At 59.6% G+C, this 11,493-nt stretch carries 15 protein-coding genes; 10 read left to right on the plus strand and 5 right to left on the minus strand.

Annotation, left to right across the window (positions count from 1 at the left end; all coding sequences use genetic code 11):
* Positions 1 to 26: 26 nt before the first annotated feature.
* Together D8780_RS05370 and D8780_RS05375 are read left to right on the plus strand one after the other, a co-directional pair.
* Positions 27 to 1,652, plus strand: coding sequence for an acyl-CoA dehydrogenase family protein (locus D8780_RS05370; RefSeq protein WP_121644685.1), 1,626 nt, complete (start codon positions 27 to 29; stop codon positions 1,650 to 1,652).
* A 201-nt stretch (positions 1,653 to 1,853) separates the two neighbouring features.
* Entirely contained in the window at positions 1,854 to 2,234 is a 381-nt protein-coding gene (locus D8780_RS05375; RefSeq protein WP_121644686.1) for a DUF6105 family protein, read from the plus strand.
* On the opposite strand, the gene ruvX is transcribed toward D8780_RS05375, so the two are convergent.
* Positions 2,190 to 2,666 (minus strand): Holliday junction resolvase RuvX, encoded by a 477-nt coding sequence (gene ruvX, locus D8780_RS05380; protein ID WP_121644687.1) that lies wholly within the window; start codon positions 2,664 to 2,666, stop codon positions 2,190 to 2,192. The two genes, D8780_RS05375 and ruvX, sit on opposite strands and share 45 nt — an antisense overlap.
* 73 nt (positions 2,667 to 2,739) lie before the next feature.
* Here ruvX and D8780_RS05385 point away from each other — a divergent pair, with 73 nt between their 5' ends.
* Positions 2,740 to 3,450, plus strand: a complete 711-nt coding sequence (locus D8780_RS05385) for a metal-dependent hydrolase (protein ID WP_121644688.1) — start codon at positions 2,740 to 2,742, stop codon at positions 3,448 to 3,450.
* Between the two features lie 16 nt (positions 3,451 to 3,466).
* Here D8780_RS05385 and D8780_RS05390 read toward each other — a convergent pair whose 3' ends face one another.
* Entirely contained in the window at positions 3,467 to 4,756 is a 1,290-nt protein-coding gene (locus D8780_RS05390) for an NAD(P)/FAD-dependent oxidoreductase (protein WP_121644689.1), read from the minus strand.
* A 141-nt stretch (positions 4,757 to 4,897) separates the two neighbouring features.
* Here D8780_RS05390 and gatC point away from each other — a divergent pair, with 141 nt between their 5' ends.
* The 4 genes from gatC to D8780_RS05410 are packed head-to-tail and all read left to right on the plus strand — an operon-like array spanning position 4,898 to position 7,405.
* The gene (gatC, locus tag D8780_RS05395; protein WP_121644690.1) at positions 4,898 to 5,185 is read left to right on the plus strand and encodes an Asp-tRNA(Asn)/Glu-tRNA(Gln) amidotransferase subunit GatC; all 288 of its coding nucleotides are present in this window, start codon (positions 4,898 to 4,900) and stop codon (positions 5,183 to 5,185) included.
* A 5-nt stretch (positions 5,186 to 5,190) separates the two neighbouring features.
* Positions 5,191 to 5,661, plus strand: coding sequence for a GNAT family N-acetyltransferase (locus D8780_RS05400; protein ID WP_342633425.1), 471 nt, complete (start codon positions 5,191 to 5,193; stop codon positions 5,659 to 5,661).
* Positions 5,658 to 7,139, plus strand: a complete 1,482-nt coding sequence (gene gatA / locus D8780_RS05405) for an Asp-tRNA(Asn)/Glu-tRNA(Gln) amidotransferase subunit GatA (RefSeq protein WP_121644691.1) — start codon at positions 5,658 to 5,660, stop codon at positions 7,137 to 7,139. The genes D8780_RS05400 and gatA overlap by 4 nt, the downstream gene beginning before the upstream one ends.
* Positions 7,136 to 7,405, plus strand: coding sequence for a hypothetical protein (locus D8780_RS05410; protein ID WP_121644692.1), 270 nt, complete (start codon positions 7,136 to 7,138; stop codon positions 7,403 to 7,405). Before gatA ends, D8780_RS05410 begins: the two co-directional genes overlap by 4 nt.
* Here the strand turns inward: D8780_RS05410 and mnmC2 are convergent.
* Together mnmC2 and D8780_RS15905 are read right to left on the minus strand one after the other, a co-directional pair.
* Entirely contained in the window at positions 7,385 to 8,110 is a 726-nt protein-coding gene (gene mnmC2, locus D8780_RS05415; RefSeq protein WP_121644693.1) for a tRNA (5-methylaminomethyl-2-thiouridine)(34)-methyltransferase MnmC2, read from the minus strand. The two genes, D8780_RS05410 and mnmC2, sit on opposite strands and share 21 nt — an antisense overlap.
* 5 nt (positions 8,111 to 8,115) lie before the next feature.
* Positions 8,116 to 8,628 carry a YrhK family protein gene (locus tag D8780_RS15905; RefSeq protein ID WP_245412381.1) on the minus strand — a complete coding sequence of 171 codons (513 nt, stop codon included), beginning with the start codon at positions 8,626 to 8,628 and terminating at the stop codon, positions 8,116 to 8,118.
* Here D8780_RS15905 and D8780_RS05425 point away from each other — a divergent pair.
* Positions 8,509 to 9,540 (plus strand): NAD(P)/FAD-dependent oxidoreductase, encoded by a 1,032-nt coding sequence (locus D8780_RS05425; RefSeq protein ID WP_245412382.1) that lies wholly within the window; start codon positions 8,509 to 8,511, stop codon positions 9,538 to 9,540. The genes D8780_RS15905 and D8780_RS05425 overlap by 120 nt on opposite strands.
* A 7-nt stretch (positions 9,541 to 9,547) precedes the next feature.
* On the opposite strand, the gene D8780_RS05430 is transcribed toward D8780_RS05425, so the two are convergent.
* Positions 9,548 to 10,003 (minus strand): VOC family protein, encoded by a 456-nt coding sequence (locus tag D8780_RS05430; RefSeq protein ID WP_121644695.1) that lies wholly within the window; start codon positions 10,001 to 10,003, stop codon positions 9,548 to 9,550.
* Between the two features lie 233 nt (positions 10,004 to 10,236).
* On the opposite strand from D8780_RS05430, the gene D8780_RS05435 reads away from it, so the two are divergent.
* Together D8780_RS05435 and D8780_RS05440 are read left to right on the plus strand one after the other, a co-directional pair.
* A complete protein-coding gene (locus D8780_RS05435) occupies positions 10,237 to 10,806 on the plus strand; it encodes a cold-shock protein (RefSeq protein WP_147440286.1) in 570 nt (189 codons plus the stop codon).
* A 166-nt stretch (positions 10,807 to 10,972) separates the two neighbouring features.
* The gene (locus D8780_RS05440; RefSeq protein WP_158598446.1) at positions 10,973 to 11,491 is read left to right on the plus strand and encodes a DUF192 domain-containing protein; all 519 of its coding nucleotides are present in this window, start codon (positions 10,973 to 10,975) and stop codon (positions 11,489 to 11,491) included.
* Positions 11,492 to 11,493 lie beyond the last annotated feature (2 nt).

Genomic DNA, 11,493 nt, shown 5'->3' on the forward strand with positions numbered 1-11,493 from the left:
ACCCCGGCAGAAGGACTGTTTAGATCATGGCAAGCGACGACAACCGCACGCCCCCTCTGGCTGGCGCGAATGCCTGGCGACGCGACCCGCTTCTCGTGCAATTGACGGACTCCTTTTCGGGAAAGACACGCGAAAGCCTCGATGCGCTCGGCTCTTATGTGCTGTCTGCCGACGCACTGGATATGGCACGGCTTGCCAATCAGCATGCGCCGCGGCTCGAAACGCACGATCGCCACGGCAATCGAAGCGACAGGGTCGAGTTTCATCCAGCCTATCACGCCTTGATGCGCCGTTCGGTCGCAGAGGGCCTCCATGGCTCGTTCTGGGAGAATGGCGAAGAGGAAGCAGGAGCGCGCGCCAATATTCGTGCAGCGCGTTTCTACCTGACGGCACAGTTGGAATGCGGCCATCTTTGCCCGATCACCATGACGAACGCATCGTTGGCGTCCATTGCGAGCGAAGAAGCCCTCTTCGACGACTGGAAGAGGCGTGTTGTCAGCCGGAAATACGATCCGACCCACCGGCCACCCTCACGAAAGGCCGGATTGACGCTCGGCATGGGGATGACAGAGCGGCAGGGTGGCACTGACCTGCGCACCAACCTGACTGAGGCGACCGAACTCGGCGGCGGCTACTGGCGGATCGACGGGGAGAAATGGTTCTTCTCTGCACCGATGAGTGACGGCTTTCTGGTGCTCGCGCAGACAAGCGAAGGGCCGGGGTGTTTTCTCATTCAGCGTATTCGCGGCGATGGCCAGAGCAACGGGCTTCAGTTGCAGCGGCTGAAGGACAAGCTTGGCAATCGATCCAATGCGTCTTCGGAGGTTCGGTTCGAGAGGACGATTGGCCAATTGATTGGCGAGCCGGGCAAAGGCATCCGCACGATCATGGATATGGTCAGCCTGACCCGTTTGGATTGCGCACTGGCTTCGGCGGGTCTTATGCGCGGCGCCCTGGCCGAGGCAGTTCATCATTGCCGCCATCGCGAGGTGTTCGGCAAGAAACTGTTCGATCAGCCTTTGATGAGGCGCGTCCTGGCCGACATGGCACTGGACGTTGCCGGTGCTACCGCTCTCGCTTTCCGCCTGGCACGCGCCTTTGATGAAGCGGCCGACAATGAGACACAGGCCGCCTGGCTTCGGCTGATGACGCCGGTTGTTAAATACTGGATCTGCAAGTCAGCTCCGGCTCTGACCTATGAGGCCATGGAGTGCCTTGGCGGAGACGGCTATTGTGAGACCTTCCCGATGGCGCGCTTCTATCGTGAGGCGCCGGTCAACGCGATCTGGGAAGGGTCGGGCAATGTCATGGCGCTCGATCTGCTGAGAGTTCTGAAGCGCTCGCCACAGGCGATGGAGACCATTCTTGCCGATATCCATGAGGGGCTGGGCCGTTCGGCGGATACGACGATCGATGTGTTGAGAGCGGCAGCGGAAGTCACGCAGACCGATGAAGGCGGAGCACGATTTCTTACCGAGCAGCTCGCGCTTGCCGCTGCAGCGGCCGAATTGCGCCGGCTAGGAGCGGGCCGTATTGCCGATGCCTTTGCCGAGAGTCGTCTTGGCGGCGCTTGGCGCAGCACCTACGGAACGCTCGATTCCCGGCATGAGCCGAAAGCGATTCTGGAAACGCTCTATCCGTCCGAGGCCTGATCCGTCGCTGTTTTTGATAAGCAGGAAAAACCGTTAACCATAATTTCCGCTTCCCATGGACAGCCTGCGTCTCGCAATACAGTTTCCAAATCGTTAACGAGGAGAGATTCCGATGCCACGGCGTGTGCCGTTTTCGATCAGCCAGCCGCAAAGGAAGGTTTACCCGCCTTTCCGCGGGCTGCTGGTGCGGGAAAGGCGCTCATGATCACTCGCGTCTGCATCATTTTCTGGGTCGTGCCGCTAACGCTCTACACCCTGTGGTTCATCCTGTCGGCGAACGATATCAACTTCGGATCGATCTATCTCTCGCGGCAGATGCACGACATCGTCATGCAGACCTACGCCAATCTGCTCGGTATCGATCCGGCGATCATACCCGCACTTCTGATTCGTGCTGTCGTCTGGGACCTTGCCGTCGTTTTGGCCATCCTGGCCTATCGGCGGCGCCGCGAGATCAAGGCCTGGTGGCAGGCGCGAAAGGCGCATGCCAGCGAACCTGTTTCTGAGATGACACCCGCCGCTGTGAACGTCGATCCGTTAGCGGTCGGGCAAGGCAACCAGGCGGTCGAGCGCACCCTGTAGAATGAAGGCGGCCGCCGCCGAGTCGATCCGCGCGGCGCGCTTGGCTCGTGACATATCGGTGGAGATCATGGCTCGCTCGGCGGCAACCGTGGAGAGCCGCTCGTCCCAAAAGCAGAACGGCAGGGCGGTCGCACGTTCCATGTTGCGGACGAAGGCTCGTGTTGTCTGAACCCTCGGCCCGGCTGACCCGTCCATATTGTTGGGAAGACCGATGACGAAACCGCCGACCCTGTCGCTCGCAAGGGCGAGAAGGAGCGCTTCCGCATCCTTGCTGAATTTTTTGCGTGCAATAACGGGTCTTGGGTGAGCGAAAGCGAGGCTTGCATCGGATACGGCAAGGCCGATCGTCTTTTCGCCGAGATCGAGGCCCGCCAGCACTTCGTCGCGACCAAGCCTTTGCGCCAGTTCTTCGATCGTGACGACATTGGGCATCGCTGCACGTTCCTTTCTTTTCTCGCCGCCACTGCGACCTATCCTCAAGAAGGAGAAACAAGAGGAGATCGAAATGCGACTGACCTGGTACGGCCATGCCACCTATCGCCTGGAATCCGGCGACGCCAGAATTTTCGTCGACCCGTTCCTGGAGGGCAATCCGGTCTGGGATGGAGGTTGGGAGGGGCCCGCCGAGGGGATCACCCATATCTTGCTGACCCACGGACATGACGACCATATCGGCGTGACCACCGAAATGGCCAAAAAGACGGGAGCTGTCGTGGTCGCTCCCTATGAGATCATTCAGTTCCTCACGGCGGAAGGACTGCCCGAAGATCAGGGGAGCCCCATCAACCATGGCGGAACGGTCGCTTTCGATGCCTTCAAGGTCACGGCCTGGCCGGCGTTTCACTCCAGTTCCACGTTCCGCGATGGGCGGACCATCTATCTCGGCAACCCGCTGGGATATGTGATCGAGCCGACCTCTGCGCAGGACGAGACACTCTATATATCGGGCGATACCGGTATCTATTCGGACATGGCTCTGATCGACGAGGTCCACAAGCCGAAGATCGGTATCGTCTGCATCGGCGACAGGCTCACCATGGGTCCGAAATTTGCGGCCATGGCCTGCCGAAAGTATTTCCACTTCGACAAGGTCATACCCAGCCATTTCGGCTCGTTCGAGTTTTTGAGCGGAACGTCCGATATGTTCGAGAAGGAACTGGAGGGCGCGGGCACTTCCATGTTGCTCCCCAAGGTCGGCGAAGCTGTCGAGCTTTGAGTTCAAGCGCGGCGCTCTAGCCGTGCAGCTTCAGGGGTGGTCCGTTGGCTGGCGTTATCATGTCCGCCAGGATCGCGACGGAACCTCTGAGTGGGCCGAGGACGGTCCATTGATGGCGGCGTTGAAGACTTTGATAGGCCGCCATCGCCAACTTTCCCTGAACCAGAAAGTCATCCTTGTCATTGAAGAGACCGATGGAGCCGATGGAACCGGCTCGGCCGATTGAAAGAATCCGGCCATGATCGTTGAAGCGAAAGGGCTTCGTTTTCTTTTTATCGATCAGTCGCGGTAGTGAGGTGCCAAGCCATGCCGCCTGCTGACTTGCGCATTGCGCAGTGGGCGGCAATGGCTGTTGCTGCCCTTCGGGACCGAAACTTGCGGCATCTCCGATGACGAAGATGGCCGGATCCACCGTCGTTTGCAGGCGTGAATTGACCTTTATCCGCCCCTTCTTGTCCGTTTCGAAATCGGCCAGTTCGCTCAACAGAGGGTGGCCGACCAGCCCTGCCGCCCAGACCACGATATCGGCCGGCCAACAACCGCCCGATGCGCTACGCACCTCGCCGGCACATATCTGAGAGATTTCAGCGCCGGTTTCTGTATCGATTTCAAGACTGTCCAACCGGGTTTTCAACCCCGACCGCAGTTTGTCGTCGGCACCGCCCATCAGTTTGTCGTCCGCCTCAAGGATTCGAATTTCCAGCAAAGGGTGGCTTCGCTGATCTTCTTGCGGCCTTTGAAAGGCCCGCTCCGCAGTTCGCAAATGGGCCGCGAGCTCCGTTCCCGTCGCTCCGGAGCCGACGATCGCGATCCTTGCCGCTTTGCCGGTCGCCTGAGCACGCAACAGCGCGGTGATGAAGAGTTCGCGAAAGCGGCGCGCATCGGCCTCCTCATCGAGTCGGATGGCGTGTTCCGCCACGCCCTCGGTGCCGAAGTCGGGCGTAACTCCGCCGAGCGCGATCACCAGCCGGTCATAGGGCACCGTTCGGGCTGGCGCTTCGAGCGATTGTCCCTCGGGGTGATGCGCAGCGAGGCGAACATTTCCAACCTGACGATCGATGGACTCGACACAGCCGTTCTCGAAGGTGAAGCCAAGGGACTTTGCCAGCGAGTAGAAGCTCATCTCCGTCAGCATGGAATCGGCAGTCCCGGCTGCAAATTCATGGAGGCGCGGTTTCCAGAGATGGGAGCTTTCCTTGTCGACGAGGGTAACGGCAAGGTCGTCGTTGCGGCAGAGCCGGGCGGCCAGTTCCAGTCCACCCGCGCCGCCGCCCAGAATCACGATCCGCTGCTTTTTCTCTTCCATAAGGCTTCTTCTCCCGAACAGCTTGCTGGTTCGACTTTGTGCCGGTTCTGTTGCACCGCCGATATCGCCTCGCTATAGCGGGCGCGGCAGCGGCTCCTTCAATGTGGGCCTTCAAGACGATCCGAATCCCGGGAGTTTTATATGAGCGTCGATACCGAAACCGTCCACCGTGTGGCGCGCCTGTCCCGTATTGCTCTCAAGGAGGGCGAGGCGGAACGGATGACCAGCGAACTCAACGCGATCCTTGGTTTTGTCGAACAGCTCTCCGAAGTCGATGTCGAGGGTGTTGAGCCAATGACCTCTGTTCGTCCGATGGGAATGCGCCGGCGCGATGACGAAGTCACCGATGGCGGCAAGGCGGATGATATCGTCAAGAATGCGCCGGCGACGGAAGACCATTTCTTCCTGGTGCCGAAGGTGGTGGAGTAAGAACGGTGGCCTTTGCCATTCAAACGGAAGCTGCTTTGCAGGAGGATGTCCGCACGATGGTGACGGCATTGAACGCCCACCTGACGCCGCTCTCGCCACCGGAATTTCAGTTTCCGATGACCGCCGAACAGATGAGCGGCGCCGATTGCATGGTTTTCATCGTGCGGGACAATAGTGGCGCGCCGGTCGGCATGGGATGCCTGAAACAGCATGAAGGCCGCATCGGTGAAGTCAAACGAATGTGGTCCGCGCCTCATCTGCGCGGTCAGGGCATCGGCGCCTCGGTTCTTGCCGCCATCATCGATAAGGCCGAAGCGCTGGACCTCTCAGAACTTGTCCTGGAAACGGGCACCTCACCTGAATATGCGCCGGCATGGAGCCTCTATGAGCGCGCGGGCTTTCAGCCCTGCGGCGCCGTGCTCGACTATCCGACATCAGAACATAACCGCTTTTACCGTAAGGTTCTTTCCGCATGACCGATCTCACACAGCTTACCCTGGCAGAAATCCGCGATGCACTGGCCCGAAAGGAGTTCACCTCTTCGGAGATCACCAATGCCTATCTCGGCGCGATCGACGCGGCCAATGGTTCGCTGACTGCTTTCGTGGCCGTTGGCTATGACAAGGCACGCAGCATGGCCAAGGCATCGGATGAACGACTTGCCAAGGGAGCGGGTGGGCCGCTCGAAGGCGTTCCGCTCGGCATCAAGGACCTGTTTGCGACGGAAGGCGATCATACCCAGGCATGCAGCCGCATTCTGGATGGCTTCCGTCCACCCTATGAAAGCACGGTGACGGCCAATCTGTGGGCCGATGGCGCTGTGATGCTCGGCAAGCTGAACATGGACGAGTTCGCCATGGGCTCCTCCAACGAGACCAGCGCTTACCTACCGGTCAAGAACCCCTGGCGCGCGGAGGATAGCAGCACGGATCTCGTGCCGGGCGGCTCGTCCGGCGGTTCGGCCACGGCTGTCGCCGCCAATCTGTGCGCCGCAGCCACGGCAACGGATACGGGCGGCTCGATCCGCCAGCCTGCCGCCTTCACCGGCACGGTCGGTATCAAGCCGACCTATGGCCGTTGCTCCCGCTGGGGCGTCGTTGCCTTTGCGTCGTCTCTCGATCAGGCCGGACCTGTCACGCACACCGTGCAGGATGCGGCGATCATGCTGAAATCCATGGCGTCGCTCGATCCCAAGGATTCCACCTCTTCAGACGTTCCGGTCCCGGACTTCGAGGCAGCGGTGGAGCGCGGCGTGAAGGGCCTGACCATCGGTATTCCGAAGGAATATCGTATGGAAGGCATGAGCGACGAGATCGATACGCTCTGGCAGAACGGCATCGCAATGATGAAGGATGCAGGCGCGGAAATCCGCGATATTTCCCTGCCGCATACGAAATACGCGCTGCCGGCCTATTACATCGTCGCTCCCGCCGAAGCCTCATCGAACCTCGCGCGCTATGATGGTGTTCGTTACGGTCTGCGCGAGAGCGGCAAGGACATCACCGACATGTACGAGAAAACGCGTGCCGCCGGTTTCGGCGACGAGGTCAAGCGTCGCATCATGATCGGAACCTACGTCCTTTCGGCAGGCTATTACGACGCCTACTATCTGCGCGCGCAGAAGGTCCGAACGCTCATCAAGCGCGATTTCGAAACCGTCTTCGATGACGGCGTGGACGCGATTCTGACGCCCGCTACACCGAGCGCGGCGTTCCCGATTGGCGACAATGAGCGCCATGTCGATCCGGTGGCGATGTATCTCAATGACGTCTTCACCGTGACGGTGAACATGGCCGGTCTGCCCGGCATCGCCGTGCCGGCGGGTCTCAACGCGCAGAAGCTGCCGCTTGGTCTGCAGCTGATCGGCAAGCCGTTCGACGAAGAGACACTCTTTGCGGCGGGCCGTGTCATTGAGAGCGCGGCGGGTCGCTTTACGCCGGAGCGGTGGTGGTGAGCAGTGATCCCGACGCCGCAGAGGCCCTCGAAGCGCTGACACTGTTGAGGGCCAATGACTATTCTCCCGGCCCGCAATGGAAGAAAGCCCACGAGATCGCGCAAGCGCATGAAGGCGAGGCTGTCTTCGATCACATCCACGCGATCGTGCATCGTATCGAAGGCGACGAGGGTAATGCCCGGTACTGGTATCACCGCGCCGGCATCGAGCCTTCCGAGGCATCCATCGTCGATGAACTCGAGGCGTTAAGCGCAAGCCTCTCCTGAACCAGAGTTCTTTTTGAGCGTTCCCGCCATCATCTCCCGTTTCCTACCGAAGCCAGGCCTCTTTTCGACCGCGAAACCCGCAGCCTCGAGATTGCGGCGAACCCAGCCGGCGGCAGTATAGGTCGCAAACGTGCCGTCCTCTGCAGTATTCGTGGCGAGCGCGGCCATCAGGTCGGCGTACCACATGGCCGGGTTCTTGGCGGGCGAAAATCCGTCGAGAAACCACGCATCCGCAGGAGCGGCCATGTCGGCAATGCGGTCCGCGACATCGCCAATCATCACTTTCAGATGCACGTCATGGCCGAAATCCATCTCCAGCTCTCCTGTTTCGTGGTCGGCCGCGGCACTAATGAGCGGCGTGGCCAGTGACAGAAGGTGAGGCCATGGCGCGAGCATGCGGTTCACAGCGTCGGGCGGCAGGAGATGCTTCTCGAAGCTGACAAGATGGAGCACCGCGCCGGCAGGCGCCGCTGACCGCCACAGTTCGATCGTGGCCAGCATATTCAGGCCGCTGCCGAAACCAAGTTCACCAATGGTGAAGGTTGCGCCGGAAGGCAGCGCGGCAAAGCGCTGTTTCAGCCGATTGCCCTCAAGAAAGACGTGCGTCGTCTCAGCCAGCCCATCGGCACGGCTGAAGAACACATCGTCGTACAGGTCGGAATGCGCGCGACCCTCGATATCCCAGTGAAGCGGGTGACGATCCATCCTGGCTAGGATCCGACCAGATCATCCAGATCGCCGGTCAGTGCGTACTGGATTTCACGGATCAGACGGAGCGTCGGCTTGATGGCGAAGAACACAGAGCCGATTACGAAGCACCAGATCGCTGGGACCTGCAGATCCTTGTAGAAAAACATCCATGACCCAACCAGAAAAAGCATCGCGGCGCTGAACGACACAAAAGTTTCCGCAATCGCGTATGCGGCATGAATTTTCTGATGTTTCTGCGACGCATGTTTGTTACGCGGATCGAAAAGGGCCATGAAACTGCTCTGGATGCTTGGGGTGCTCTGTGTGGCGCGCTTCATACTAGGACCACCGAGGGGAGACAAACCATCGCTGAGAAAAACGGCACGTTTGACCTTGCGATTATCGGTGGCGGAATCGTTGGCCTTTGGGCAGCGCGCTTTGCAAGCGAACAGGGACTGTCCGTCATCCTGATCGAACGTGACCATATCGGCGCGGGCGCATCCGGCGGTGTGCTCGGCGCTTTGATGCCGCATCAGCCGCATCCCTGGAATTTGAAGAAACAGAAGCAGTTCGATGCCCTGGTGGAGCTGGGTTCGCTCTGTGCGGTGCTGGAAAGCGAGACTGGCCTTGCGACAGGCTATCGGCGCGCCGGGCGCCTGATGCCGATCGCTACGGAGGAGCAGCGAGAGCGTCAAACTCACTGGTCCGGGGCTGCCGCGCAAAACTGGCGAAGTGATGCAGGCGTTGCATGGCGGGTTGAACAGACTGAAGCGCCGGATGGACTTTTGTCCGCATCAGCGACGAGATTCGGCTACGCCTTCGACAATCTGAGCGCCATCGTCTCCCCACGCAAGCTTCTTGCCGCCTTGCGTGCGTCGGTCGAGCCTTCCGTGACGATTCTTGAGGGTTGCGAAGCCGGCCAATGGAGCTCCGCTGGCGAGGTGCTCAAAACCAGCTCTGGTGAAATCGGCGTGAAGCGGATCCTCGTTTCAGCCGGTGCAAACAGCACAAGCGCTCTCCATGCGCTCGGCCTCGACAGGACGGCCACGCCTCATATCGTCGGTATCAAGGGGCAAGGTGCATTGATCCGTCCCGCTGATCCTGTCCCGGAAGACATGCCGATGATCTACGGAGACGGCTTGTATCTCGTACCTCATGCGGACGGCACAATCGGACTTGGGTCAACGACTGAGAAGAGCTGGCAGCATGCATTCGAGACCGATGGCAAGCTGGATGAACTGTTAGGAAAGGCCAAGACTCTTTGCCCGTGGCTGGAGGGCGCGACTGTTCTTGAAAGATGGGCGCATTTGCGCCCCAAAGGCCCAACCGCCAACCCGCTAGTAGAACGGGTCAGAGAGTACGCCGTCGTCGCCTCGGGCGGATACAAGACGGGTCTTGCCTTCGCGCCTACAATGGCGCGAGAGGCAATCGCAATGCTCGTGTGAGCGGGGTCTACCAGCTACCGGTATTTTCCATGCTCTTCCATGGCTCGGCCGGCTCAAGCGGATCGCCCTCCTGCAGGAGCTCGATCGAGATGTCGTCGGGGCTTTTCACAAAAGCCATATTGCCGTCACGGGGCGGTCTGTTGATGGTCACACCGGCATCCATGAGCTTCTGACAGGTCTCGTAGATGTTATCCACCTTGTAGGCGACATGGCCGAAATTCCGGCCATTGGTGTAATCTTCCTGCTCGCCGTCGTCCCCGGGCCAGTTGTAGGTCAACTCCAGTTCTGGCGAACGCTCATCCTTGGCTCTTTCGACATCGGAGGGCGCTGCGAGGAAGATCAAAGTGAAGCGGCCCGCTTCGTTCTCCAAGCGGCGCGTTTCGACAAGTCCCATCTTTCCGACCCAGAAATCCAGCGATTCGTCGACATCGCGGATTCGGATCATGCTGTGCAGATAGCGCATCTCTTGTACCTCTTGCTGGGGATAATTTCAGGCCCGAAATTCTAGGGTAGGAGATGAAAGTTCCAAGCAGCTACGGTCGGTTAGCGGCGGGCTCGCGCCCGCCTTTTCGGTGACGATACGTAAGATTTTGACGAACCGGCCTTGTCAGGCTGCGATTTTCTCATGTTAAGCTTGCATTTAGATTCGCGAGTACGGTTGGTTTGAGGGAGTGCGTATCGCCGATGGACGACGATATGACAGCACATAGTGATGCGGCTGCATCTGATCGGTCTCTCTCCGCCGACGACAGCGTTGTCGAAATCCATGGCCATATAAAATGGTTTGACGCGGCCAAGGGGTACGGCTTCATCGTCCCCGAAGAGCCTGAGCTGGGCGACGTCCTTCTCCATGTGACCTGTCTGCGGGAGGATGGCCATCAGGCCGCACTGGAAGCTGCGCGCATCCATGTTCTGGCACGGCGCGGAGACCGCGGCCTGCAAAGCTTCAAGATCCTGTCTCTCGACAATTCGACCGGCGTCCATCCAGCCGAAAGTGCCGCTCCTCGGACACGCGTGTCGGTCGAACCGGAAACCGGTCTGGAGCGAGCCCTGGTGAAATGGTTCAACCGTACCAAGGGCTTCGGATTTCTGACCCGGGGCGAGGGGACCGAGGACATCTTCATTCACATGGAAGTCTTGCGTCGCTACGGCCTGACCGAATTGCGGCCGGGACAGACCGTGCTTGTGCGATACGGCCGTTCGGGCAAGGGGCTTATGGCTGCGGAAATCCATCCGGATCTCGGCACGCCAGCCTTCTCCAACTGAACCCCCTTACTGTCTCAAACAGCGCAGCATACATCTTGCGTTAATGAAGGCGGCTGAATTCAGGCTGCAGAATCATCCATTTGCCTGTCCATCGCCAAATTCCCGCCGCTTACCTCGTTCATCTTGAATTTTATCGATCGCAAGGTCGGGCATGAGGAGACGTGGGATGAGACAGCACAAGCGATTTTCGTTCGACCTGTTGTCGATGGTCCTGGCTTTTGCCATCATCCTTGGTGGTGTTCTGGCTCTCACGGGAAGCGGGGCTGCACGCTCGGATCTGCCTGTTGCCGGTGAGCCGATGGTCCTTTCCACCGATCCGGTTCCAGTGACGGTCGACGGTCGCGAAGACATCGCCATTATGGTCGAGATCGCGACGACGCCCGCCGAGGCTGCCGCCGGTTTGATGTATCGTAAGGAGATGGAGGACGATCACGGTATGCTGTTCGTCTTCGATCGCTCGAGCAAGCGGTCCTTCTGGATGCGCAACACGCTGATGCCGCTCGATATCATCTTTGTCGGAGAAGATGGGAAAGTCGACTCCATCCGTCGTGGCAAACCGCTGGACGAAACGCCGCTTGGATCGGACGGCACGGCGAAGTTTGTACTGGAGCTCAAGGCCGGGCAGGCAGAAGAATTCGGCATTACTAAGGGAACGGTGCTGAACCATCCCGTGATCGGTGGATAAGC

The organism is Notoacmeibacter ruber (assembly GCF_003668555.1).
Lineage (GTDB): Bacteria > Pseudomonadota > Alphaproteobacteria > Rhizobiales > Rhizobiaceae > Notoacmeibacter > Notoacmeibacter ruber.